This is a genomic window from Streptomyces sp. AC555_RSS877 (assembly GCF_019049245.1).
In the GTDB taxonomy this organism is placed as follows: Bacteria; Actinomycetota; Actinomycetes; order Streptomycetales; family Streptomycetaceae; genus Streptomyces.
Window position 1 is genome coordinate 57504 of record NZ_JAGMUK010000182.1, and the last position, 24549, is coordinate 82052.

At 68.4% G+C, this 24549-nt stretch carries 22 protein-coding genes and 4 pseudogenes; 14 read left to right on the forward strand and 12 right to left on the reverse strand.

All coding sequences use genetic code 11. The features are described 5' to 3' along the window. Positions 1–164 precede the first annotated feature (164 nt). Entirely contained in the window at positions 165–1502 is a 1338-nt protein-coding gene (locus tag KUM49_RS39615; RefSeq protein WP_217241777.1) for a gluconate:H+ symporter, read from the forward strand. A gap of 41 nt (positions 1503–1543) precedes the next feature. Then, positions 1544–2875 (forward strand): enolase C-terminal domain-like protein, encoded by a 1332-nt coding sequence (locus tag KUM49_RS39620; protein WP_217241778.1) that lies wholly within the window; start codon positions 1544–1546, stop codon positions 2873–2875. A 234-nt stretch (positions 2876–3109) separates the two neighbouring features. On the opposite strand, the gene KUM49_RS39625 is transcribed toward KUM49_RS39620, so the two are convergent. The 4 genes and pseudogenes from KUM49_RS39625 to KUM49_RS39640 all read right to left on the reverse strand — a co-directional run bounded on the left by KUM49_RS39625 (position 3110) and on the right by KUM49_RS39640 (position 5608). Next, positions 3110–3730, reverse strand: a complete 621-nt coding sequence (locus KUM49_RS39625) for an IS3 family transposase (protein WP_217241779.1) — start codon at positions 3728–3730, stop codon at positions 3110–3112. Next, a complete protein-coding gene (locus KUM49_RS39630; protein ID WP_217241780.1) occupies positions 3727–3999 on the reverse strand; it encodes an IS3 family transposase in 273 nt (90 codons plus the stop codon). The genes KUM49_RS39625 and KUM49_RS39630 overlap by 4 nt, the downstream gene beginning before the upstream one ends. Further along, a pseudogene (locus KUM49_RS50050) lies at positions 3996–4268 on the reverse strand (transposase); the annotation flags it as partial. The pseudogene KUM49_RS50050 and the gene KUM49_RS39630, both read right to left, overlap by 4 nt. A gap of 932 nt (positions 4269–5200) precedes the next feature. Next, a complete protein-coding gene (locus KUM49_RS39640; RefSeq protein WP_217241781.1) occupies positions 5201–5608 on the reverse strand; it encodes a MerR family transcriptional regulator in 408 nt (135 codons plus the stop codon). Positions 5609–5657: 49 nt separating this feature from the next. Here KUM49_RS39640 and KUM49_RS39645 point away from each other — a divergent pair, with 49 nt between their 5' ends. The 4 genes and pseudogenes from KUM49_RS39645 to KUM49_RS50060 all read left to right on the forward strand — a co-directional run bounded on the left by KUM49_RS39645 (position 5658) and on the right by KUM49_RS50060 (position 8286). Further along, a complete protein-coding gene (locus tag KUM49_RS39645) occupies positions 5658–6542 on the forward strand; it encodes an NAD(P)-dependent oxidoreductase (RefSeq protein ID WP_217241782.1) in 885 nt (294 codons plus the stop codon). 145 nt (positions 6543–6687) lie between these two features. After that, positions 6688–7831 (forward strand): annotated as a pseudogene (locus KUM49_RS39650) (IS1380 family transposase); the annotation flags it as partial. Further along, positions 7830–8051, forward strand: a pseudogene (locus KUM49_RS50055) (transposase); the annotation flags it as partial. The pseudogenes KUM49_RS39650 and KUM49_RS50055, both read left to right, overlap by 2 nt. Beyond that, the gene (locus tag KUM49_RS50060) at positions 8023–8286 is read left to right on the forward strand and encodes a hypothetical protein (protein ID WP_302185561.1); all 264 of its coding nucleotides are present in this window, start codon (positions 8023–8025) and stop codon (positions 8284–8286) included. The pseudogene KUM49_RS50055 and the gene KUM49_RS50060, both read left to right, overlap by 29 nt. A gap of 48 nt (positions 8287–8334) precedes the next feature. Here the strand turns inward: KUM49_RS50060 and KUM49_RS39665 are convergent, their stop codons facing one another. Beyond that, positions 8335–9249, reverse strand: a complete 915-nt coding sequence (locus tag KUM49_RS39665) for an alpha/beta fold hydrolase (protein WP_217241888.1) — start codon at positions 9247–9249, stop codon at positions 8335–8337. A gap of 181 nt (positions 9250–9430) precedes the next feature. On the opposite strand from KUM49_RS39665, the gene KUM49_RS39670 reads away from it, so the two are divergent. Then, positions 9431–9802 carry a MerR family transcriptional regulator gene (locus KUM49_RS39670; protein WP_217241783.1) on the forward strand — a complete coding sequence of 124 codons (372 nt, stop codon included), beginning with the start codon at positions 9431–9433 and terminating at the stop codon, positions 9800–9802. Positions 9803–9822: 20 nt separating this feature from the next. Here KUM49_RS39670 and KUM49_RS39675 read toward each other — a convergent pair whose 3' ends face one another. Further along, positions 9823–9993 carry a hypothetical protein gene (locus tag KUM49_RS39675; RefSeq protein ID WP_217241784.1) on the reverse strand — a complete coding sequence of 57 codons (171 nt, stop codon included), beginning with the start codon at positions 9991–9993 and terminating at the stop codon, positions 9823–9825. A gap of 118 nt (positions 9994–10111) precedes the next feature. Between KUM49_RS39675 and KUM49_RS39680 the strand changes: the two genes are divergently transcribed. Then, a complete protein-coding gene (locus tag KUM49_RS39680; RefSeq protein ID WP_254402494.1) occupies positions 10112–10639 on the forward strand; it encodes a hypothetical protein in 528 nt (175 codons plus the stop codon). Here the strand turns inward: KUM49_RS39680 and KUM49_RS39685 are convergent. Together KUM49_RS39685 and KUM49_RS39690 are read right to left on the reverse strand one after the other, a co-directional pair. After that, positions 10587–11279 (reverse strand): IS5 family transposase, encoded by a 693-nt coding sequence (locus KUM49_RS39685; RefSeq protein WP_254402495.1) that lies wholly within the window; start codon positions 11277–11279, stop codon positions 10587–10589. The genes KUM49_RS39680 and KUM49_RS39685 overlap by 53 nt on opposite strands. Positions 11280–11653: 374 nt before the next feature. Then, positions 11654–12157 carry a GNAT family N-acetyltransferase gene (locus KUM49_RS39690; RefSeq protein WP_217241785.1) on the reverse strand — a complete coding sequence of 168 codons (504 nt, stop codon included), beginning with the start codon at positions 12155–12157 and terminating at the stop codon, positions 11654–11656. Between the two features lie 261 nt (positions 12158–12418). Here KUM49_RS39690 and KUM49_RS39695 point away from each other — a divergent pair, with 261 nt between their 5' ends. Next, positions 12419–12892 carry a hypothetical protein gene (locus KUM49_RS39695; protein ID WP_217241904.1) on the forward strand — a complete coding sequence of 158 codons (474 nt, stop codon included), beginning with the start codon at positions 12419–12421 and terminating at the stop codon, positions 12890–12892. Positions 12893–13588: 696 nt separating this feature from the next. On the opposite strand, the gene KUM49_RS50450 is transcribed toward KUM49_RS39695, so the two are convergent. Further along, positions 13589–13870 carry a hypothetical protein gene (locus KUM49_RS50450; protein WP_308406973.1) on the reverse strand — a complete coding sequence of 94 codons (282 nt, stop codon included), beginning with the start codon at positions 13868–13870 and terminating at the stop codon, positions 13589–13591. Between KUM49_RS50450 and KUM49_RS39700 the strand changes: the two genes are divergently transcribed. Then, positions 13857–14075 (forward strand): VanZ family protein, encoded by a 219-nt coding sequence (locus KUM49_RS39700; protein ID WP_374200260.1) that lies wholly within the window; start codon positions 13857–13859, stop codon positions 14073–14075. The two genes, KUM49_RS50450 and KUM49_RS39700, sit on opposite strands and share 14 nt — an antisense overlap. A gap of 739 nt (positions 14076–14814) precedes the next feature. On the opposite strand, the gene KUM49_RS39705 is transcribed toward KUM49_RS39700, so the two are convergent. The 3 genes and pseudogenes from KUM49_RS39705 to KUM49_RS39720 form a co-directional block, all read right to left on the reverse strand. Next, positions 14815–15924, reverse strand: coding sequence for an alkene reductase (locus tag KUM49_RS39705; protein ID WP_217241786.1), 1110 nt, complete (start codon positions 15922–15924; stop codon positions 14815–14817). A gap of 521 nt (positions 15925–16445) precedes the next feature. After that, positions 16446–17786 (reverse strand): aldehyde dehydrogenase family protein, encoded by a 1341-nt coding sequence (locus tag KUM49_RS39710; protein WP_217241787.1) that lies wholly within the window; start codon positions 17784–17786, stop codon positions 16446–16448. 604 nt (positions 17787–18390) lie between these two features. Further along, positions 18391–19096 (reverse strand): annotated as a pseudogene (locus tag KUM49_RS39720) (NAD(P)-dependent alcohol dehydrogenase); the annotation flags it as partial. 330 nt (positions 19097–19426) lie between these two features. Between KUM49_RS39720 and KUM49_RS39725 the strand changes: the two are divergent. From KUM49_RS39725 to KUM49_RS39740, 4 genes are read left to right on the forward strand one after another with little or no spacing between them, the layout of a single operon-like run. Further along, positions 19427–21175, forward strand: coding sequence for a CocE/NonD family hydrolase (locus KUM49_RS39725; RefSeq protein ID WP_217241788.1), 1749 nt, complete (start codon positions 19427–19429; stop codon positions 21173–21175). Continuing rightward, positions 21172–22815, forward strand: a complete 1644-nt coding sequence (locus KUM49_RS39730) for an AMP-binding protein (protein ID WP_217241789.1) — start codon at positions 21172–21174, stop codon at positions 22813–22815. The genes KUM49_RS39725 and KUM49_RS39730 overlap by 4 nt, the downstream gene beginning before the upstream one ends. After that, positions 22812–23600 (forward strand): enoyl-CoA hydratase/isomerase family protein, encoded by a 789-nt coding sequence (locus KUM49_RS39735; protein ID WP_217241790.1) that lies wholly within the window; start codon positions 22812–22814, stop codon positions 23598–23600. The genes KUM49_RS39730 and KUM49_RS39735 overlap by 4 nt, the downstream gene beginning before the upstream one ends. Next, complete coding sequence (locus tag KUM49_RS39740) at positions 23597–24355, forward strand: SDR family NAD(P)-dependent oxidoreductase (protein WP_217241791.1); 759 nt, start codon at positions 23597–23599, stop codon at positions 24353–24355. The genes KUM49_RS39735 and KUM49_RS39740 overlap by 4 nt, the downstream gene beginning before the upstream one ends. Positions 24356–24549: the final 194 nt, after the last annotated feature.

The window sequence follows — 24549 nt, forward strand, 5'->3', positions numbered from 1 at the left end:
GCCGCCGTGAACGCCGCCCGCACCACCCTTCCCGCACCGGCACGCGACAGCGCCCTACCGCTTCTCCCTGCCGTGCGGCCGATCACGCCGTGCACCGATCGGGCCGCCCCCTGTGGTCGGCGGCACCAACGACTGCTCACTCAACAGTTCAAAGGGGAACTGCCATGCCTCTCCTCGTAGTCGGGATCAGCGTTCTGATCCTGCTTCTCCTGATGACCAGGCTGAGGGTTAACGGCTTCGCGGCCCTCCTGCTCGTGGCGGTCGGCGTCGCACTGGTCCGGGGCATCCCGGTGGCCACCATCCCCGATGTCCTCTCCGAAGGCATCGGGGACCAGATCGGCGACACCATGCTCACCATCGGACTCGGCGCCATGGTCGGCCGTGTCATGGGGGACTCCGGCGCCGCGCAGCGGATAGCCGGCAAGCTCCTCGACGCCTTCGGCCCGCGCTGGGTCCAGGTGGCCATGGTGGTCACGGCCATGCTGATCGGCGTGACCATGTTCTACGAGGTCGCTTTCATCATCATCGTGCCGATCGCGTTCACGCTGGTCAGGGTCACCGGGACGAAGCTGCTGTGGGTGGGCCTGCCGATGTCCATCGCCCTGTCCACCATGCACAGCTTCCTGCCGCCGCACCCCGGCCCCACCGCTGTCGCCGCGACCTTCCACGCCTCCGTCGGACTTACGCTCTTCTACGGCCTGTTCATCGCCGTTCCCGCCGGCGCGCTCATCGCCCTGACCTGGCCGCGCCTTCCGTTCATCAGGGCGATGGACCCCTCCATCCCCAAGGGCCTGGTCAGCGACCGCCAGTTCACCGACGAGGAGATGCCAGGCCTGGGCTGGTCGCTGTTCGTGGCGCTCTTCCCCGTGGCGCTGATCGTGGCCGCCGCCGTGACCGACATGGCCACCTCCACCGAGAGCCCGTTCCTGAACTTCGTCGCCTTCATCGGCTCGGCACCGATCGCGCTGCTGCTGACGTTGTGCCTGGCCATCTGGGCGTTCGGGCCGCGGATCGGCCGGAGCCTGGAGGAGGTCGGCGCCTCCTGCACCTCGGCGGCCCAGGCGATGGCGATGATCCTCCTGGTGATCGGCGCCGGCGGGGCCTTCAAGAACGTCCTCGTCGAAGGCGGGATCTCCGACTACATCAAGGACGTCACGGACGGCTGGTCCGTCTCGCCGATCGTCCTCGCCTGGCTCGTCGCCGTCATCCTCCGCATCGCGCTCGGCTCGGCGACGGTCGCCGTCGTCACGGCCTCCGGCGTGGTGCTGCCGCTCCTGGCGGGCAGCGGGGTCCACCCGGAGATGATGGTGCTCGCCGTCGCCTGCGGTTCCATCGCCTGCTCCCACGTCAACGACCCGGGATTCTGGCTGTTCAAGGAGTACTTCAACCTCTCCGTCATCGAGGCGATCAAGGTCCGTACCACCTATACGACGGTGCTCGCCGTCCTCGGCCTGGGGGGCGTCCTGGTGGCCGAGTGGGCCCTCGACGTCCTCAGCCTGTAATCCGACTCGACTTACCCATGACACAAGGGACTTGGACCAGCATGAGCAGTCAGCCGACCATCACCGAGTTCGCCGTCTACCCCGTCGCCGGCCGGGACAGCATGGAACTGAACCTCTCCGGCGCGCACGGCCCGTACTTCACCCGCAACGTCGTCATCCTCACCGACTCCGAAGGCCGTACGGGACTGGGGGAGGTGCCCGGCGGCGAGAAGATCACCCAGACGCTCCGTGACGCCGAACCCCTCGTCATCGGAGCGAAGGTGGGCGACTACAAGCGCGTCCTGCACGAGATCGGCGACCGGTTCGCCGACCGCGACGCCGGCGGACGGGGCGCCCAGACATTCGACCTGCGCACCACCGTCCACACGGTCACCGCCGTCGAGTCGGCGCTGCTCGACCTCCTCGGCCAGCACCTCGACGTGCCCGTCGCCGCACTCCTGGGCGATGGCCAACAGCGGGACTCCGTACGAGTGCTGGGCTACCTCTTCTACGTCGGCGACCCGGACCGCACCGACCTGGAGTACGTCCGCGAACCGGACTCGCCCGTGGAGTGGTACCGCCTCCGGCACGAGGAGGCCCTGACCCCGGAGGCGATCGTCCGTCAGGCCGAGGCGGCCTACGACCACTACGGGTTCCGGGACTTCAAGCTCAAGGGGGGCGTCCTGGCGGGCGCCGAGGAGGTGGCGGCCGTACGCGCCCTCAAGGACCGCTTCCCGGAAGCCCGCATCACCCTCGACCCGAACGGCGCGTGGTCACTGCGCGAGGCGATCGAGCTGTGCCGGCCCCTGGCCGGCACACTCGCCTACGCCGAGGACCCCTGCGGAGCCGAAGGCGGCTACTCCGGACGGGAGATCCTCGCCGAGTTCCGCCGCGCCACCGGCCTTCCCACCGCCACCAACATGATCGCCACCGACTGGCGCCAGATGACCCACGCCCTGGCCCTCCAGTCGGTGTCCATCCCGCTGGCCGACCCCCACTTCTGGACCATGCAGGGCTCCGTGCGCGTGGCGCAACTGTGCAACGCGATGGGCCTGACCTGGGGCTGCCACTCCAACAACCACTTCGACATCTCCCTGGCCATGGTGACCCACTGCGGCGCCGCGGCCCCCGGCGAGTACAACGCCCTGGACACCCACTGGATCTGGCAGGAAGGACTGGAACGGCTCACCACCACCCCACCACGTATCGTCGGCGGCGAGATCGCCGTCCCGGACGCCCCCGGCCTCGGCGTCCACCTCGACATGGACCGGCTCCTCGCGGCCCACGACCTCTACCGGGAGAAGGCGCTGGGGGCACGCGACGACGCCGTCACCATGCAACACCTCATCCCCGGCTGGAAGTTCGACAGCAAGCGCCCCTGCCTGGTGCGGTAGACACCAGCCCGGGCACCCGCCCGTCGCTTCGGGCACGCCACCTCGCTCGCAGGCTCCCGAAGACCGCCGAACTGAGGCGGCGCGGGTCGGCGATGTGGGCGAGCCTGCCGGCGATCGACTCGACAGCGCGGAGCCAGCCTTCGTAATGGTCGCTGCTACCGGAGGGGGCGTGTGTGTCCAGCTCAACGACTTCGCCGTGAGTGAAGTTTCCCTGTGATCCTGGACACTCGATGGTTATGCCGCGAGGGCGTGTTGATGCCGCTGCCCGGTCTCGGCTGGGGTGAGGTAGCCGAAGATCTTGTGTTTGCGCAGGCGGCGGCGGTTGTAGAAGGTCTCGATGAAGGTGAAGACCTCGGCGCGGGCGGTGGCCCGGTCGGGCCAGATCCGGTGCCGATCTCCTCCTTGAGCAGGGCCCAAGAACCTCTCCGTGGCTGCGTTGTCGAAACATGATCCGGTGCGTCCGCAGCTCTGCCGCAGCCCCAACTCCCGTATCCGATCCAGGAATTGAGTCGAGGTGTACTCGCTGCCGCGATCGCTGTGGATCACGCAGCCCGGCTCCAGGTTCCCCCGGCCGTGGGCCATGTCCAGGGCGTCCACGACGAGTTCGGCGCGGTGGTGATCGGCCATGGCATAGCCGACGACCTCGCGGGTGGCCAGGTCCAGCCAGCAGGCGAGGTAGAGCCGGCCCTCGGCCGTCGGCAGGTAGGTGATGTCGCCGACCAGCTTGATCCCGGGACGCTCGGCGTGAAAATCGCGGGCGATCAGGTCCGGGGCCGGCTTCGCCTTCTTGTCCGGCCGGGTCAGCGAGCGGTGCTTCCGCCGGGTGACGCCCCTGATGTCGCGCTCTCGCATCATGCGGGCGACGCGAGCTTTCGGTTCACCCGCCGTCCCAGGCGCCGCAGTTCGGCATAAATGCGCGGAACACCATAGGTCTTCCGTGAGGCGAGGTGCAGCACGGTGATCTCGTGCGCGAGCGAGTCGTCGGCGGCCTGGCGGGCGCGGCGGGCGGCCTCGCTCGCGCGCCAGGCGTAGTAGGAGGAGCGGGTCACGTGCAGGACCCGGCAAAGCAGAACGATCGGATAGTTCGCCTTCTCCGCGTAGATGAACCGGCACAACTCACTCACCGGTCGTTCTCCTTCACGAAGAAGGCGGTCGCTTTTTTCAGGATCTCGATCGTCTGCTGCTGTTCCCGGTTCTCCTTGCGCAGCCGCTTGAGCTCCTCGCGCTCGGCACTGGTCAACTCGCCGGATTCGCCCTCGCCCCGGTCCGTCTTGGCCTTGCGGTACCAGCCGCGCAGGGACTCGGAGCTGATGCCGAGTTCCCGGGCAACGGCGGTGACCGTCTTGCCCGAGGAATCGACGAGCGCGATCGCGTCCCGCTTGAACTCCTCGGTGTACCGCTTCGTGTACTTGCTTCATACCTGGTGCTACTTCCTCCGGAACCTCAAGATCCCAGTCTCCAGGTGTCCAAGATCAAGGGGAGGCTTCACACAACGACTTGCCCGGATTTTGGGCAGATGCCGGGGCGATCCGGCGCCCGGTGTTCGTAGAGGTGACCGTTACGCAGGCTCGCCTTCGTCGGTACACCGCACTCGGGGCAAACGACCAACTTCGTTGGGGCCAAATCGCGTCTCGGCACGTCGCCACCCTTCACTCAGCCTCCCCTGCCTCCACGGTCAACTGGCCGCATGACAGGCGCCGTTGAGTTCTCCCCCTCCCCGGTTGCCACCCACACCTGAGCGCATGCAGGCGCTGTGCCTTCGCGGTGCAGTTGTGCTTCCGACTGGGTGAGGCATGGTCCAGCGTTGACGGCCGCGCGCGTTGGCGTGCTCGCGGCCGACCATGCCCGCGGCCACCTCGGTTCCGTCACCAGATCGGTGGGCGCTCTGAAAGGCTCACTGAGCCATTTCAGTGGCCGCCAGGGGCGGGGCCGCTCGCGGGCGGGGGTCGTGGCCACCGGCAGCATGAACGGCCCGCTCGCCGCCCTGTCCCGCAACGAGACGAACGAGCTCATCGAACGCGTCGCCGTCAGAGCCGAGGGGGCAGGGAGCTTGCTCAATTGCGCTCCCTGCGAACCCCTCGCATTAGCCTGGGCTTTCACGGTGCAGGGCGTCCTGGATGCTGATCAAATGAGTAGAGTGGCTCCTGACCTGGGAAGCTGGACTTGCCGAAGGCCCTGTCCGCTGCGGGAGAAGTCACTCACCAGGTGAAGCGTGCTGCTCTGTCTCCGCGTGATCGTGTCCAGGCCGAGGCGTCGGCGGTGGCCTCGCAGGCCGGCGGGGTGCTGCTGGTCGAGGCTGTCCGCAAGACAGGGCGCCCCGGCTGCTCAGGCGGGGGCGGGCGACAGGCTGGCGTCGTCAAAGGGTGGGTAGCTCTCGTTGCCCATTCGCTCGGCCGCATCGATGTAGTCGGCAAGCGCGTTGCGGGATTGAGCAAGCCTGTCCATCTGATCGTCCAGTCGCTGCAGCCGTGACCGCATCGCGGCCACCAACTCGGGGCACCCGAGCAGCTTCGGGGCCTCTCCGACCGCACAGGGCAGCAGGTATGCGATGTCCTCGGAGGACAAACCGGCGCCAAGCAGGTGCCGGATCTGATTCACCCGCAGCACTGCGTTCTCGTCGTACTCGCGGTATCCGTTCGCGCCGCGGTCTGCCTCCAGCAGGCCCTGGGCCTCGTAGTAGCGCAACTGATGGGTGTTGACGCCCGTCCGGCGGCTCAGTTCCCCGATACGCATCGAAACCTCACTTGACCTTCATACCGGTATTAACGTTGACGATGCTGCCATGAACAACAGCCCCGAAACACCCGTGACAGTCATCGGACTCGGCCTGATGGGCCAGGCACTCGCCAGCGCGTTCCTGAAAGCCGGGCATCCCACAATCGTGTGGAACCGTACGTCCTCCAAAGCCGACCAGCTGGTGGCCGAGGGGGCGCGGCTGGCGCCGACGGTTGACGACGCACTCAAGGCAGGTTCTCTGACGATCATCTGTGTCACGGACTACCCGGCCATGCAAGAGCTGCTCGGCGCGAGCGATATCGAGCTGGACGGCAGGACGTTGATCAACCTGACCTCGGGCGACTCGGCCCAGGCCCGTGAAGCCGCCCGATGGGCCGAGCAGCGCGGCGCCCGCTACCTGGATGGCGCCATCATGGCCATCCCGTCGACAATCGGCACCACCGAGGCGGTGATTCTGCACAGCGGGCCACAGTCGGACTTCGAGGCGCACAAGTCAACAGTCGACGCGCTCGGCACCGTTACCTACCTTGGTGCGGACCATGGGCTGGCGTCCCTGTACGACGTGGCCGGCCTGGCCATGATGTGGAGCGTCCTGAACGCCTGGCTCCAGGGCACCGCCCTACTCAGGACGGCCGGTGTTGACGCCGCAACGTATGCGCCGTTTGCGCGGCAGATCGCTGCCGGTGTGGCTGAATGGCTGCCTGGGTACGCCAAGCAGATCGACAGTGGCTCCTTCCCGGCCGAGGTGTCGGCCCTGAAGACCGACGCGCGAGCAATGGCCCACTTGATCGAGGAGAGCGAGGCGGTGGGCGTCAACGCCGAACTGCCGAAGTTGATCAAGGCGATGGCCGACCGCTCGATCGCCGCCGGACACGGTGGAGAGCAGTATCCCGTGCTGATCGAAGAGTTCGGCAAACCCCGCAACGACTGACTAATCCCGACACCGGGCTCCACCATCGTACTTTCGCGTGGCTAGCTGTCCGGATCGTGATCGCAAACACGGAAAATGCCTCTGCCCAGTGAGAATGAGGATTGCCGCGATCCTTGTTCGCGCGTGGTTCGGAGGCACTTTCCAGGTGAAGCAGCGTATCGGTTCCTACCCGCGTGTCCGTGTCGAGGGCAGCGGTCGTGGGGTGGTGACGCAGGCCGGGGCCGTGCTCCTGGTGGAGACGGTCCGCAAGACCGGCCTGGATACGGCGCTATCGCAGGCCCTGGCGCCGTGGCGCAAGCCGCGGGCGGTGCACGATCCGGGCAAGATCCTGCTGGATGTGGTTCTGGCGGTGGCGTTGGGCGGGGACTGCTTGGCCGATGTGGGCATGCTGCGGGCCGAGCCGGCCGTGTTCGGGCCGGTGGCCTCCGACCCGACCGTCTCCCGGCTGGTCGACACGCTCGCCGCGGGCGGGAAGCGGGCCCTGGCCGCGATTCGCACCGCCCGGGCCGAAGTACGCAAGCGCACCTGGCAGTTGGCCGAGCATCGGGCGCCGAACGCCGACGGGCAGGTGACCGTGGACATCGACGGCGTCCTAGTGATCGCACCCTCCGAGAAACAGGACGCAGCCGCGACCTGGAGGAAGACCTTCGGCCACCACCCTTTGATGGGCTTCATCGACCACGGCAGGGGGGGAGCCGGGGAGCCGGTCGCGGGGCTGCTGCGGCCCGGCAACGCGGGCTCTAACACCGCCGCCGACCACATCACCGCTACCCGCCTGGCCCTCGCGCAGCTGCCGAAGAAGTACCGCCGTGGCAGTCGGACACTGATCCGGTGCGACTCCGGCGGCGGCACGCATGAGTTCGTCGACTGGCTATCCGCACGGGGCCACTGGCTGTCGTACTCGGTCGGCATGACCATCACCAACGCTATCCACGCTGCCGTCCTGAAGATGCCTGCCTCAGCCTGGACGGTGGCCGTCGAACCCGACGGCGAGATCCGTGACGGCGCCTGGGTGGCCGAATTGGACGGCGACGTGCTGGACAGCTGGCCAAAGGGGATGCGGCTGATCGTCCGTGAGGAACGGCCCCACCCGGCGCCCAGTTGCGCTTCACCGAAGCCGACGGGATGCGGCTCACGGCGTTCGCCACCAACACCAAGCACGCCTCGATCGCCGCGCTGGAGCTGCGTCACCGGCCGCGGGCCGCGCCGAGGACCGCATCCGCGCCGCACGCTCGACCGGCCTGAGCAACCTGCCCTTGCACGACGCCGCGCAGAACCAGATCTGGCTGTTCCGCCGCCGGGATACCCGACACCGTCGGCTTTGCCACGAAGCCCGCCCTCGCCGCTCGCATGATCGGCCGCGCCCTGGACGCCGGCGTCCCCGCGTCCTGGGTAGCCGGCGACGAAGTCTACGGAGGCAATCCGCACCTGCGCGCCGCGCTGGAGCAACGGCAGGTCGGTTACGTACTCGCCGTTGCCCGTGACCACCAGATCGCCACCCGCGCAGGAAGTGCGGATCACCACCGAGGCCATCGTCGCACCCGTCACCGGATCCATCGCAGCGCCCCGGGCTGTGCTGCTCGGCCGCTACGACGCCACGGGCCGCCTGCAGTTCGTCGGCCGCAGCGCGTCGCTGTCCCAGGCGGCCGGCTGTGCCCTGGGCGACCATCTGACCGACCCAGCGGGCGCCCACCCCTGGGCGGGTTGGACGTTCTCCGCCTTCCCTGTCGGATCGGCGTGTTGAAGCGGATCGAAAAGGGCTGGAATCGATCGTGCTTCTTGGCGGGCGGCCTCACTTGGATTCGATTCGCCCCAATGGATCGGTGCTTTCCGACAAAGCCCTTCGCGCTGCCAGCCAGCTGGCGTCCTCGATGCCGAGTGCGTGGCGAAGGTAGGCCCAGGTGACCCGCTGGATCAGGGCAACACGCTCGGGGTGCTCGTCCGTCGTCTCTCGGACCTCGTAGCCGACGATCCCGCCGAGCGAGTGTTCCGCCTCGAACAGAGTGAGCAGGCTCTTGTTACCCGGACTCAGAAAGTACGGGTCGGCGAGCCACTCCGGTCCCCTGACTGACAGCGGAGAGTCATCCTTGTCCCCGGTGACCACGAGGGCCGGAGTGGTCATGTTTGCGAAACTCGGGTTCATGAACGGGAAATGCTCGGCTGCGAAGGGCGTCAGGTCGGCTCCGCCCTTTCCGGCCGTGGCGAGCAGCACGCCTGCCTTGATGCGCGAGTCGGACAGGTCCTCTTGCTCCTTGCTCGCCGGATCAAGGACGCGCAGGCCCAGCAGATTGCCCGCCGTCTGGCCTCCGAAGGAGTGGCCGGCCGCGGCTATGCGGCTTCGATCGAGGCGGCCGCTCAGGCCGGGGACGGCAGCTTCCAGCAGGTCAAGCTGGTCAAGGATGCGCTTCATGTCCTCGACGCGGAAGCGCCAGATTCGCGGTGTGCGTGGATCGGCCTGGGGAAGGCCCACTGTCCTGGAGTCGAGGTGGGTGGGCTGAATCACCACGAAACCGTGAGCGGCCCAGAAGTCGGCCAGGGGGCCGTAGCCGTCCAGCGACGAGCCGAAACCGTGCGAGAGGAGGATGATCGGCAGGTCGCTCCCGGTTGTCGGCGCGGACACTTTCACCCGTAGGCCCTCACCACGGCCTGGTGCTTCCAGCATTACCGGCCTCACCGAGACGACGGGGGCGGGCGCGATGACGGCCATGTCCGTGGCCACTCTGCCTGATGCGGTCATCGTCGCGTTTGCGCTGCGGAAACTGTCGAACAAGCTGGGCACGGTCGCGTCCTTGACTACGAGAGGGGGTTGAAGCGTCTGCGGGATACGCTAAAACCTGACGCTGACGTCAGAGGCAAGACATGTGGTCCGGGACACATCGGGAGACGTGATGCGCATCGGCGAGCTCGCCACCAGGACAGGCGTCAGCGTTCGGGCGCTGCGGTACTACGAGGAACAGAGCCTGCTCGCCTCGGAACGCAGCCCCAGTGGTCAGCGGCTCTATTCGGAGAGCGCGGTCTACCGTGTCCAGCTGATCCAGCAGTTGTACGCTGCGGGCTTGCCAAGCAGGTCGATCCTGGATCTGCTGCCGTGCGTCGTGGACGGTGAGGCCACACCAGAGCTGCTAGACCGGCTTGCCGCCGAACGGCACCGTATCGACAGGCAGATCAGCGATCTGGTGAGCGCCCGGGACAAGCTGGAAACCGTCATCACCAACGCCGCCACCAACTGGCGGACAGGCCAACACTGCCGACCCCGGTAAACCGGCCTGCTGCGAGCGCCTCACGCCAAGCTCGGCTCAACACGCCGAACCTTCGACTTCCGGGCCGTCTTCTTCGCCGCGGTCTTCCTGGCCGGCTGCTTCTTCGAGGTCTTCTTCGGCATGTCATGTACGTCGGCGTCCTCGCCGCGGGAGGCCTTGGCCTTGGAGACGGACTCGGTGAGGGCTGCCATCAGAAGCCGTATCTCAACCGAACGTGATCCGTTGATTTCTGCTGGTCAGGCATGGTGTAGATCGGATTGAGAGAGGCATCCGGCGTCTTGTTTCCGCTCCGTGAGCGAGGGGTGCGCGATGGCGTCGGTGCTGGGAATGCTGGAGGAGCGGGAGACGGCGGCCCGTGTGCGGGTGGAAGGGCTACGGGAGGAAGTCGCCCGGTTGGCTGAGGTGTTGGAGGCTGCCGAGATCGAGCTGGACCGGCGGGTGATCGCGCGGGAAGAGCTGGTCGAGGCCCTGGCAGCTTCGGCTGCCGAGACCACCGCCGGGACCGAGACCGAGGAGAAAGCGGTGCTGTCGCTCGCGCCGGTGCCGGGCTCGACGGTGCCGCCCTGGCGGGAAGGGCTGCCGGTGACGGTTCTGGCGCCGGACCATCAGTGCATTCTGGGCGTGCTGGAACAGCAGCGATCCACGGGTCACGGACCGCTTCGGGCCAAGGAGATCGCGGTGGAGCTGGGCCTTGACGCGACGCCGGCGAAGGTCGAGGGACTGCGGTCGAAAGCCCGGCGCCTGGCGGAGCGCGGGTGGCTCCTCCTGGAGGCGTCGGGGGCGTTCAGTGCCGGCCGGCGGCCCGTGGCCGCGCCATTCGCCGGCTCATCCGCGTGACCATTGACCACCGGATCATCGCCTCGCTGGTGGCGGGCAGGGTCTCGTAGTCCCGGGCCAGACGGCGGGAGTTCATCAGCCACGCGAACGTGCGCTCGGCCACCCACCGCCTCGGGAGCACCACGAACCCTGTCATGTCGTCGGTGCGTTTGACGATCTCCAAGGTCAGGGCGAGTTTGTCCCGGCACCAGCCGACGAGGGAGCCGGTGTAGCCGCCGTCGGCCCACACGAGGGTGATGTCGCGGTGCAGGCGGCGCAGCCGCATCAGCAGGCCCGCCGCGGCGTCGCGGTCGCCGATGTTCGCGGCGGTGACCGCAATGGCCAGGAGCAGGCCGAGGGTGTCGGTCACGATGTGCCGTTTGCGGCCCGGCACCTTCTTCCCGCCGTCGTAGCCGCGTGAGGCGGCCGGCACTGTCGCGGCGGCTCGCACCGACTGCGCGTCGATGATTCCGGCCGTGGGCTCGGCCTCGCGGCCCTCGCGTTCGCGGACCTTCCCGCGCAGCCGGTCGTGGAACTCGGCGATCAGCCCGTGCTCGCGCCAGCGGCGGAAGAAGGCGTAGACCCGGGCCCATGCGGGGAAGTCCGCGGGCATCGCCCGCCAGGAGATCCCGCCCGCGACCAGGTAGCGGATCGCGTCCAACAGCTGCCGGTGGCAGTAGCCCCCGGGCCGTCCACCCCGCCCCTGGAACCAGGCCGGCACCCGGCAGCAACGGCCGGACGGCCGCCCACTCCGCGTCCGTCATGTCCGACGGATACCGGCGCACCCGGTCCGGATGGTCGGCCGCGTTGCCGTACACGTGCGCGAGGCAATCGCACGACACGGCGGGCGAGTTGAAGGCAACGTGCCCGGGCACGTACAACAAAGACAACAGGGCCTCCGGGAACCACTCGGAATGGGATCGCACCCCCGAGCTACCAGGAGGCCCTGCTTTCACGCACGGAAACCGCCGCAGTCACCCGATCGAGACTCCCGTTCGATCGACAGCCTTCGAGATCGATACGGGCAACAACCACTTACGTATCGGGATGCTCCGGCAGGGCGAGCCAGTCCGACCAGGAGATCTCGCGGCCGAGGAAGCGCGGCTGCTCGAACGGCCAGCCGGCGGCGATCCACTGCGGCACCAGCGCGTCGAGGGCCTGCTTGACCTTGCTGCCCACCAGCTCGTCCACCACCCACCAGGAGATCTCGCCGTCCGCGCCGGCCCTCTCCGGTGGGTCGATGTAGACACAGCCGAGCAGAGCTGTCTCCGCCGCGTCGAACAGCGCGTAGTTGAAGGACTGGTGTGCGGCGATCTCCTTCTCGTGCCGCAACAGGTCGGCCTGGTCGGCCTCGTAGGTCATGGTGGCCGCGGGCCAGCCCCAGGCCGGGCCGAAGATGGTCCACAGCCGCTCGCGCGAACCCATCACAGCCGGATAGTCGAGCGGGGTGTCCGCCTCCCGGATCGGCCGCAGGTGATGACCACCGCCCGGCAGCGGTACCAGGACGGGGTGGACGAAGTCATCGGGAAGCCAGCTCATGGCGCCCGACCGTAGCAGCGCGCGGCTGTCCGCTCCCCTGGATTATCCCCGCATATCGCGAGGCCCTGCTCTCATGCTGGGCAGGGCCCGCGATCACTCGATCGAGACTCCCGTTCGATCGACAGACTCCTGATCGGTATGGCAACGGCTTCTGATCTCTGATCAGCCTATGCATCGACGGATTCGCGGATCATGGCTGTCCCGGACCGGTTCCTAGTCTGGATCAAGTAGACCCGCACCAGTCAGCATGAGGACTGCGAGATGAGCCACGAGACCCGACGAGGCAACGGACCTGTCCCCGTCCAGTATCACCAGTTCAACATCAGCGACGAAGACGGACCGACCGGCCCCGACCTGCACCCCGAGCACAACGGACTCGTGCAGGTCACCGACGGCGTCACCATCGTCCTCGCCGGCATCCACACCGGCGACGTGGACGTCACCGTCACGCTTCACGAAACCGAACCCACGCCGGACTCCGGAGACTGGCAGGAAGTCGTTGAAATCTCCGCACACTCCACGTCGGGCGATCTCATGGTCCGCGGCCTAATGGACGACCTTGACGAAGAACTCCCCGTCCTGTCCTCCAGTGGCCCAGGCGACTACCGGCTGCGCATTTCACGCCCGCGGCCGGGACACCGCAGTCGACCTCGCACCCGACGAGGTAACAGAGTGGTACCTCATCCACGCGTGGCCGGCACCGACAGCACCAGTGACAGTGCTTCGCCAGAGTGACAGCTACGGCGCATCCGTACGGGCACACTGAGCAGCCCGTCCCTCTGCCGCCCAGCACCGCGCGGGCGGGCGGGCAGAGGACTGTCACCAACGAATGTGAGACAAGGCCGTTATTTGACGATCCCGCTTCCCGGTGTCCCCGAGCCGGTTAGAGGGGTGGGCGTGCTCATCGTCGCCCACGTGCTGGACGTTGACCCGGCCGATGCCCTACGCCGCATCCTCGGCATGTGACTGCCAGGAAGGGCTGGTCGCTCTCCTATAGGTGGGGCAACCGGGAGCCGCTGAACGTCACGCCGGTCGAACCCGAGCTGGTGGCGGAAGTCGGTGTCGACGTCGCCCGTGACGACTCCGGCCGGTGGCTCCACCCCCCCACGCCTGCACCGTGCCCGCCCCGACCTCGCCCTACCGGCGCCCCCCGCTGGACGTCGCCGCCGCGCTGACGGCGGCACGGGGCGGCGGCCCCGCCAACTGGCACCACCGGTGAGCGCGCCCGATTCCCGGCCGCGGACGCGCCGCCCATCCCGCTCTTCACGGGGCGGCCTGGCGGCTTTCCTCGTGATCGGTACCCATCGAGTGCGAGGACGGTTCTTGTAGATCGTGTCTTCAGGCTCGTTGCGTTGCCTGGCGTCGGTAGTGGCTGGTGCAGGCGTGGGCTTGGCGACCGGAGATCGTCTGTCTTACTGCCCGTCCGATGGGTCACGTCACCGCACCGATGAGACAGAGCAGCGCCCCGACACCGAGCAGTACGAGGCCGGTGCCCCCGGCGAAGAGCACGACAAGCCGCTCACCGTCGAAGTCGAGATTCTCGCGGGTTCCCGTCTTCGCGTGCTGCGGCTTCCTGCTGTCGTACACGACCGGCACGACCGTGCCCACGGAGCCGGGCAGCCCTTGCATGTACTCGTGGAAGCTGGCCTGCGGCTCCCTCTCCGGCAGACAGACGTCGAAAGTCCGTGGACTGCTGCGCGTGGCAGTGGTCACGGCGCTGGTGATGCTGCTGGTCGAACTTGTCCAAGGTGCCCTGGTCACCGGGCGGGCCTTCGACATCGATGATGTCCTGCTCAACACGTCGGGCGCCTTGCTGGGCTACCTGCTGATCGGCCGTCGGCTCGGTCGCGCCGTGCACCCCAGGCGCCGCCACTGGTGGCACCGCTTCACCCAACAGCGGGCCACTGCCGCAGACTGAGATCCTGCCGATCGGCGGCGTAAGGCAACTGCTGAGCACCCCCGCGCCCACACCTGTTTCACGGCCGGGCTGGGCGGCGGAGCCCAAGTTATGGATGGGGTTTCGTTCTGTCTGTTGTCCACTGCGGGCATGGTCCAGGGCCCTCCGGCGTGAAGGGCCCTGGAGACCTCGGAGGCGGTTCACGAGTTACTTGGCACCTGATTCGCCGCTCGTCAAAGGCTCGCCGCCGCAAAATTTCAGCTGGACGGCGAAGCCCAGCCTGCTGGCGCCGCTTTCGTTCCGTAACTAGCCCGCCTCGGCGCCGGACAGGGTCAAGTAGTCCACCACCCCGTCCAAACCCAGATGCCGTCCCACGGACAGCCTCTTTCGCCACCCCCGTTCCCAGCGTTCGGGCTGGACGATATGGGCGCTGGTGTACAGCGGGGACGGATACCGGCGACGGACTCCCTTACAAAGGCGGACCTGGTGGTGGGCCGTCGCCGGAGGACTGTCATAGGCGTCTGCTGTGGCCGAAGGCCGCCGCGGTAGCCACGCACGAGAGCGATGTGCTCGACGAGGTCACCGAACGCAGGCTGCTGACCAGGAACCTGCGGGCCGTGACCGCCCTGACGGACCCTACGGTCCTCGAGCCGGTGATCGCCGGTGTGACCGCGGGCTCCAGGGGCGGGCACGGTTTCGCCGGTCAGGCGCCTGTCCATGCTTGAGTGGGCTGCCGCATGGACAGGCATGACCGTGGGCCTCAGGCCGCTTCGTGGAAGGGGTAGTCGGTGTAGCCCTCGGCGCCCTGCCCGTAGAACAGTTCCGGCCGCGGCTCGTTCTCCGGGTGGCCACCCTGCCAGCGCTCGACCAGGTCGGGGTTGGCGATGAGGGCCCGGCCCACGACCACGGCGTCGGCGTGGCCGGCCTCGATCTGCTCGAGCGCCTCCTCGCGGGTGGTCTGGCTCGCGAAGCTGTTGTTGACGATCAGCTTGCCGTCGAAGCGCCGCCGCAGCTCCTGTACCAGGTCGCCGCCCGGCTCGGGGTGCAGGACGGAGAGGTAGGCCAGGCCCAGCGGGCGCAGTTGGTCGAGCAGGGTGCCGTAGGTGGCCAGGACGTCGTCCCGGTCGGTCTCGAAGACGTCCCCGAGGTCGACTTCGGGCGAGATCCGCAGCCCGACCCGCTCGGCACCGACGGCCTGGGCGATGGCCGTGACGACCTCGACGACGAAGCGGGCGCGGTTGTGCGGCGAGCCGCCGTATTCATCGGTGCGCTGGTTGGCCGCCGGGGAGAGGAACTCCTGGAGCAGGTAGCCGTTGGCGCCGTGGATTTCCACACCGTCCGCTCCGGCCTCGATGGCCCGGCGGGCCGCGGCGACGAAGTCCTCCACGGCCGCACGGATGTCTGCGGTGGTCATCGCTTCCGGTACGGGGTAGGGCTGTTCGCCCTTCTCGGTGAACGTCTTGTTGTCGATGGCGATCGCGCTGGGGGCGAGGATGCGGCGGCCGCCGTTGATGTCGGGGTGGGTGCCGCGGCCGGCGTGCATGATCTGCAGGACGATGCGGCCGCCCTCGGCGTGCACCGCCTCGAACACCCGCTGCCAGCCGGCCGCCTGCTCGTCGGTGGCGATGCCCGGCTCACCGACATACGCCTGCGATGCGTGGTTGGGGTAGGTGCCCTCGGCGATGATCAGCCCGACGCTCGCCCGCTGCCGGTAGTACCCGACCATCAGGTCCCCGGGGATGCCGGAGGAACCGGCCCGGACTCGGGTCATCGGTGCCATGACGATGCGGTTGGCGAGCTCGATCTTCCCGAGAGAGACGGGGGAGAAAAGCGATGGAGCAGATGAAACGTCTGAAGTGTTGGCAGTCATGGTTTTCTTTCTGCAATACGGAGGGAAACGGGATGAAGGTCTGCGACGCAGGGGGTCCACGCTGTCCCGGCGGATGCGCGGATGCGGTCCTTGGGCAGGTGCGGGCCCGCTGACGGTGACGCGGTTCCAGGACCGCGATCGGGGTGTGGGTGGTGTGGGCGGCGAACGCGGGGGCGAACGCGGTGAGAGCCGCATGCCGTCGGCGCCGGCGCCGGCGCCGGTCAAGCGCAACTGCACGCCGGACTAAGGGCGTTCGCTCCTCGCGCACGATCAGCAGTCAGCCAGGCGACGAAGTCATGCGTGGCGCCGCCGGAGTCGGTACGGATCGGTGTCTGCAGGCCGCGCCGCAACCGGCTCCCTCGTCGTGCCCCCGCGACGAGGACCGGTACACGGCTTCACTTGGAACGCGCTTCCGGCGGTGGCGGGAACAGCAATCTCAGCGTTCCTCATGCTCACCGGCCTGAGGTACTTCCGCCGTTGCCGGTCACCAGTCGGGCAGCCTGCTTCGAAAGAGCGCGAGGCTAGCTGAGCGGGACGTCCGCGACGGCCTTGAGGTGGCTGAACGTCTCGAGGGTGTACCGGCCGTGGTAGCGGCCCATGCCGCTTTCGCCGACGCCTCCGAAGGGCAGGCCGGGCACGAGCAGTTGCATCGGCGGCTGGCCCCAGGCGACGCCGCCGGAGGACGTCTCGTTCACCAGGCGCGACTTGGTGGCCTCGGAGGTGGTGAAGGCGTAGACGGCGAGGGGCTTGTCGCGTTCGTTGATGAAGGCGATGGCGGCGTCGAGGTCTTCGACTTCGACGACGGCGAGGATCGGACCGAAGATCTCCTCCTGCATGATGGGCGATGCGGGGTCGACATCGGTGAGCACGGTCGGTGCGATGAACAGGTCGTCGCGGTCGTGCTGGCCTCCCACCGCCGCCTGGCCGGAATCGAGCAGACGAGTGAGCCGGTCGAAGTGCCGCTCGTTGATGATCCGGCCGAAGTCGGGAGAGGTCTGCGGGGTGGTGCCGAACTGGGCTTCGACCGCCGCGCGCAGGGCGGGAACCAGTGCGGCGGCGGTGGCAGGATCGGCCAGAACGTAGTCGGGGGCTATGCACATCTGCCCCGCGTTGCCGAACTTGCCGCCGACCAGCCGCTTCGCGGTCTCGTCCACGTCGGCGTCGGGGGCCACGAAGACCGGATTCTTGCCTCCGAGTTCGAGCGTGACGGGGGTGAGGTGCTTGGCGGCTGCGGCCATGACGATCCGGCCGACGGTGCCGTTGCCGGTGTAGAAGATGTGGTCGAAGCGCTGTGCCAGCAGGGCCGTGGTCTCCTCGACGCCCCCCTCGACCACGGTGAGCACATCGGCGTCGAAGTACTCGCGCAGGAGGCGTGAAGCCACTGCCGAGGTGTGCACCGCGATCTCGCTCGGCTTGGCCACCACGGTGTTCCCGGCGGCCAGTGCGCCGATGATGGGGTCGATGAGAAGGTGCAGCGGGGCATTCCACGGAACGATCACCAGGACAACGCCGAGCGGGTCGTACGTGGTGTAGGCCGTGGTCGCGGGACCACCGAAGTGGGCGGGAACCTCCACGGGGCGGGGCTGAAGCCAGTTCTCGAGATTCGCCAGCGCCTCGTCGATGTCGCCAATGGTGGAGTCGATCTCGTGCGCCTTGGCCTCGGCGGCGTTCTTCCTCAGGTCCTTCCAGAGGGCTTCGATCAGTTCCTGCTCGTTCTCGACCAGCAGGGCCCGCAGCCGCCGCAGTTGGTCGACGCGCCAGTCCAGTGGGCGGGTGACGCCGGTGTTGAAGGTCGCACGAAGGCGGCCGACCACCTCCGCGGCGGTTTCACTCCGGTGGTCGATCGCCTGTGTTGTGGTCATGGGGTGTGCTCCGTTCTTGATGCAGGCAGCGCCGTCAAAGGCGTTGGGGGCATGCCGTGATACCGGTGATGGACAAACCGGTCGATGACGGATGAAGAGTCAATCCGTGTCTTCACTGTAACCCATGTACGCGCTAACGCGAACATAGAGTGGGGGAAGGGGTTATTCTTTCCTCATGGCCAGTCGCACCGCGTCACCCCTCGTCCACCCCGACACGGACGACCTCGACCTCTTCAAGATCATGAGCGCGCTGACCGACGAGACCCGGCTCACCATCGTCGTCACCCTCTCCGTCTCCCCCGGTCTGGCCTGCAGCGGCTTCACACAGGACGTCACCGCGTCCGTACTCACCCGCCACTTCCGCGTCCTGCGCGAGGCCGGCCTCATCCGGCAGCACGACGTCGGCACCCGCCGTATCAACACGCTGCGCAAGGAAGATCTGGACCAGCGCTTCCCCGGACTGCTCGACCTCGTCCTCAAGGAGAGCGTCGGCCGCGTGGAGCCTTACGTGAACTCCGAGTGCGCCTGACCCTCCGGGGCGCCCCACGGTGGTCGCGACGAACCGGTCCCACCGCGGCCAGGCATCCAGCTTGCGGCGGCTTCCCATGGCGCCGCCCGTCTTCAGCAGGCTGAGGTAGGCGCCCAGGTCCAGTAGCGGCGACACCGTGGAGACGATCAGGTCGAAGGCGCCCGCGAGTTCTCCGAACGTCTTCGGCTCACTGGTGGCGTAGTAGTGGTCGGCTCCCAGCTTCAGGCCGTCGTCCTTCTTGCCTAGCGACTGGGAGAGGACCGTGACCTCCGCGCCGAGCGCGTGCGCGATCTTGACGCCCACGTGGCCCAGACCGCCCAGACCGACCACAGCCACCTTCTTACCGGGGCCCGCGCCCCACTGCTGGAGCGGCGCGTACGTGGTGATGCCCGCGCACAGCAGCGGCGCGGCGGCGTCCAGGGACAGCCCGTCGGGGATACGGACGACGAAGTTCTCATCCACGGCGACGTGCGTGGCGTCCGCCGTAGGTGACCTCCCCGTCACGGCCGATGCCGTTGTACGTCGGGACAGCCCCCCGTACACAGTGCTGTTCCTGGCCGGTCTCGCAGTTCTCGCATTCGCGGCACGAGTCGGCCATGCAGCCGACGCCCACGCGGTCGCCGACCTTGCACCTGGTCACCCCGGGGCCGACCTTGGAGACGACGCCCGCGATCTCGTGGCTCCGGGACCATCGGGAAGATCGCCTGGCCCCAGCCCTCGCGGACCAGGTGGATGTCCGAGTGGCAGAGGCCGGCGAACTTGATGTCGTGGTGCGCTCCAGCGGAGCGTTGGCGGCGGGTGCGGCGTACGCAGCGACAGGGTCATGCCGTGGTTCTCCTAGCGGGGGTTGCGCGCCCCCGGCTGCCTTCTTCCAGCCGGGCGCGTTCTTCACTGCAGCCTATGTTCGCGCCAATACGAACATAGGCCCGTTGCCTGCCCTCCCCTCATGGCCCGGGGAGGGCGTCGGCAGCGGCCATCCCCCGTCGCCGACACCGCTCCCTAGGGCGAATCGCCAGAGTCCAGCCTTCTCGCGGTAATTGACAGGGTACGAACGTACCTCCTAACGTACCCGCATCCGAGGCAATGACGCCAGCTCGACGAGGAGCACCTGATGCAGCACCTGTACGAGATAGATGTCCGAGTTCCGATGCGTGACGGCGTGGCCCTCGCCGCCAACGTGTGGCATCCAGTCGAGGGGAAGGCTCCGACCCTGCTCGTGCGCATGCCCTACGGCAAAGACGTGTTCGGCGTCACCCTGGGCGGGATCATGCCCGACCTCATGGCTCTGCTGGAGGCCGGTTACGCGTTGGTGGTGCAGGACTGCCGGGGCACCCACCGCTCGGAGGGCGAGTTCGTTCCGCATATGGCCGACCGCAACGACGGCGAGGACACCGTCGCCTGGATCACCGAGCAGCCCTGGTCCGACGGCACGGTCGGCATGTACGGCGGGTCCTATCTCGGGATGGTCCAGTGGGAGACGGCCGTGACCGGCGCCCCCGGCCTCAAGGCGATCGCACCGTCCGTCACCTCGATCGACAACTACGAAGCGCCCTGGTACGGCCCGGGCGGTGCGCTCTCACTGAGCCTGGTCACACAGTGGAACGCCCTGATGTACATGGCCGACGCCCAGCGGTCCCTGGAGGCCGGCGAGGGCTCCGTGTCCCAGCTGCAGCAGCTCGGCCATGCGGCGCTGTTCCCGGAGCAGCTGAACGACGTGCTACCGACGGCCGAGGTCCCGGTACTGGCGGGATACGGGAAGTGGTGGGACGACTGGATGGCCCACCCCTCCCACGACGAGTACTGGGACGCCATGGAGCTCACGCCCGAGCTCAAGAACGTCACCGTCCCGGCGCTGAACATCGGCGGCTGGTACGACCTCTACATCGGGCAGACCGTGCGCACTTACACCACCGCCCGCCAGAAGGCAGGAAGTGCGCAAGCACGCGAGGGGCAACGGCTGATCATTGGTCCGTGGGACCACATGTCCCAGACCGGCGTCTATCCCGACCGCTCCTTCGGCCCGCTGGCCAGTGCCCAGATGCTGGGCCTGACCGGCCTGCACGTGAAGTTCTTCGACCGCTGGCTCCGTGGCGACACCACCGCTCTGGACGGCGTGGCGCCGGTGAAGCTCTTCGTGATGGGCATCGACCAGTGGCGCGACGAGCAGGAATGGCCGCTGCCCGACACGCAGTGGACCGACTACCACCTCACCAGCGCCGGCCACGCCAACACCGCGGGCGGCGACGGCGTGCTGACGACCGAGCCGCCGACCGACGCCAGGCACGACACCTACCTCTACGACCCGCGCCGCCCGGTTCCCACGGCCGGCGGGGCGACCATGCCGGTAACACCGGAACTCTGCGGCCCGGTCGACCAGCGGACTGTCGCCGCCCGCGAGGACGTCCTGTGCTTCGCCACCCCCGTACTCGACGAGCCCGTCGAGGTCACCGGCCCGGTCAGCCTGACCCTGTACGTCTCCTCGTCAGCGGTGGACACCGACTTCACCGCCAAGCTCGTCGACGTCTTCCCCGACGGCAAGGCGATCAACCTGTGCGACGGGATCCTGCGCACCCGCTACCGGGGCGGCCTGGCCGCCGAAGAGCTGATGGAGCCCGGGACGGTCTACGAGATCACCGTCGACATGACGGCCACCTCGAATGTGTTCCTGCCCGGTCACCGCATCCGCGTGGACGTCTCCAGCAGCAACTTCCCCCGCTACGACCGCAACACCAACACCGGCGGCGTCATCTCCCGCGAGAGCGAGGAGCAGATGATCCCCGCGGTCAACCACATTCACCACGGCCCGGACCACCCCAGCCGCCTGGTCCTGCCGGTCATCGACCGCAAGGACCAGCAGTGAGCGCGGCCGACCGGGTCGCCGAACTGACCGCGACCTTCACGGCTCCTTCCCTCGACGTGGCCGGGCTGCTGTGCGACCGGCACCCCGCCGACCGCACAGCGTTCACCGTGGCCGACGGCGCCGGGAAGGCGTCGACGCTGACCTTCGGCGAGCTCGCCGCCAACTCGCACCGCTGTGCGCGGGCACTTCAGGAGCTTGGTGTCGGTCCGGGTGACCGGGTGGCGACCCTGATGGGCAAGAGCACCGACCTGGTCACCGTCATCCTCGCGGTCTGGCGGCTCGGTGCGGTCTACGTCCCGCTGTTCACCGCGTTCGCACCCCAGGCCATCGCCCTGCGCCTGGAAGGCTCCGGCGCGCACGTAGTCGTCCTCGACCCGGACCAACGCCACAAACTCGACCCGGGCCCCGACATGCCGGACGACCCTGAGCGCCGCATCGTCGTCACCGGAACCGGCACCTCGCACGGTGACATGCTGCTGGACGACCTCGTCGCGGCCGCGTCGCCCGAGCCGGTGCCCCCGGTCACCACCAGCGGGGGCGGCCCGCTGGTGCACATGTTCACGTCGGGCACCACCGGCAAGCCCAAGGGGGTCGTCCACCCCGTCTCCTACATCTCCGGATGGCAGGTCTACCTGGAGTACGGCCTGGGTGTCACCCGGGACAGCAGGTACTGGTGCGCCGCCGACCCCGGCTGGGCCTACGGGCTGTACTCCGCGATCGTCGCTCCGATGGCCGCCGGCATTCCCAGCCTGCTGCTGTCCGGCGGGTTCTCCGCCGAGTCGACCTGGCGCACCCTCGTCGGCCACCAGGTCACCGACTTCACCGCCGCCCCCACCGTCTACCGAGGGCTGCGCTCCTCAACGGTGCCGGTGCCGCAGGGCCTGTGCCTGGAGCGCGCGTCCAGCGCGGGCGAGCCCCTGACTCCCGAGGTCAACGAGTGGGCCGGCGCCGCGCTCGGCCTGGCCGTGCACGACCACTTCGGCCAGACCGAGGTCGGCATGCCCCTGGCCAACCACCACCATCCCGAACTCGCCCGCCCGCTCAAGACGGGATCGATGGGCCGCCCGGTACCGGGCTGGAGTCTGACCGTCCTGGCCGACGAGAAGGACGAGGTCGCCGGACCGGACGTGCTCGGCCGGGTCGCGATCGACGTCGCTGGAAGCCCGCTGATGACCTTCCGCGACTACCAGATCCCCGGACAGAGCAGCTCCAAGTTCACCCCCGACGGCCGCTATTACCTCACCGGCGACGCCGGCCGCGTCGACGCCGACGGCGACTTCTTCTTCTCCTCCCGGGACGACGACGTCATCATCATGGCCGGTTACCGGATCGGGCCCTTCGAGATCGAGAGCGTCCTCGCCCAGCATCCCGCGGTCGCCGAGTGCAGTGTCATCGGCGCACCCGACGAGGTGCGCGGCGAGGTCATCGAGGCGTACGTCGTCCCGCGCGACGGCATCGACGGCTCACCGGACCTGGCAACCGAGCTTCAGCAGTTGGTCAAGACCCGCTACGCCGCCCACGCCTACCCTCGCACGATCCACTTCATCGACGCCCTGCCCAAGACACCCAGCGGCAAGACCCAGCGCTACTTGCTGCGCAAACGCCGACGCACCGAACTCACCACCCCGGAGCCACGTTGACCGACACCGCACCTCTGCTCGTCGAGCAACGCGGCCCCGTCCGGTGGCTGCTGCTCAACCGCCCCGAGCGGCGCAACGCCCTCGACGTCACTCTCATCGAGGCCCTGGACAAGCAGATCACCAGCGCCGAGGCCGACCCCGGCACCGCGGTCGTCGCCGTGGCGGGCAGGGGACCGAGCTTCTGTGCCGGCGGGGACTTCCACCAGTTCCTTCGGATGCACGACCGCAGCGACAACCCGGTCGACTTCCTGACCGACGTGTCGGCCTGCTTCAGCCGTATCGCGGCCAGCCCCAAGCCATGGGTGGCCGTGCTGCACGGCCACGCCGTCGCAGGCGGCCTCGAACTCGCGCTGGCCTGCGATGTCGTCGTGGCGGCCGACACCACGCTGATCGGCGACGGCCACCTCCAACGGCGTCTGGTACCGGCCGGCGGGTCCAGCGTCCGGCTCCCCGGCGCGGTCGGACGGGGCCTGTCACGCTGGCTCCTGCTCACCGGCGAGCTGCTGCCCGCGACCGCCTTCGCCGGCACCGGCTGGATCAGCGCGATTGTGCCCGAGGCCGACCTCGACGCCACCGCCACCCGCGTCTGCCACCAGCTGGCCGACCGCAGCAGCCCCGCCCAACAACGGCTCAAGACGCTGCTGCACCGGATCGACGGCGTTGCCCCCGAGCATGCCCTGCGCGAGGAACTGGCCGCCTTCGCCGACAACTGGTCGGCGAGTTCGGTGGCCGACGCCCTGCGGGCTTTCCTCGCTGCCCGGACTACGAAAGCAGACACCAAGTGAACCGCTACCACGGACGCGTCGTCGCCATCACCGGCGCCGCGCAGGGTCTCGGCCTCGCCATGGCGACCCGGTTCGCCGCCGAGGGCGCCACCGTCGCGCTGGCCGACGTGAACGAACAGGCCCTCGCCAACGCCGCCCGGACCATCGCCGACGCCCATGACGTGAAACTGCGCACCGACGTGGTGGATGTGACCGACTCCGCGCAGGTCAATGCCTGGATCGCCGGCGTCACGACCGGTCTCGGCCGCCTCGACGTGCTGGTCAACAACGCCGGCATCATCCGCGACAACCGGGTCGAGGACATCACCGACGACGACTGGCACGCGGTCATCGACGTCAGCCTCACGGGCGGCTTCCACTGCGCCCGCGCCGCGTTCGGCCCCATGAAACACCAGGGCTACGGACGCATCGTCAGCTTCTCCTCCATGTCCTGGCGCGGGAACTTCGGCCAGACCAACTACGTGGCCGCCAAGGCCGGCATCGTCGGCATGACCCGCACCCTCGCGCTCGAAGGCGCCCGCCACGGCATCACCGCCAACGCCATCGCCCCCGGCCTCATCGAGACGCCCATGCTCGCCTCCATGAACGGCCCCGCACGCGACAAACTCACCAACAAGATCCCCATGCGCCACACCGGCAGGCCGGAGGACATCGCCGAAGCCGCGGCCTTCCTCGCCAGCGAGGCCGCCGGCTACATCACCGGCATCGTCCTGGACGTCGACGGCGGCATCTCCATCGGATCCTCCATCCGGTAGCGCCGCTTCGACCGTCAGGCGGTGACCGTGGGCTCGCCGTCGGGGACTGCCACGGCCCAGGTACGTTGAGCGGTACCCTAGTACCCATTCGTAAGGCTCAGACTTCCGGCCGGGACGACCACCCGCCGGTTCCGGCCAAGACGCCCATGGGAGACTGCTGCGGTGACGGCCCCAACTGACTCGCGTGACCGACG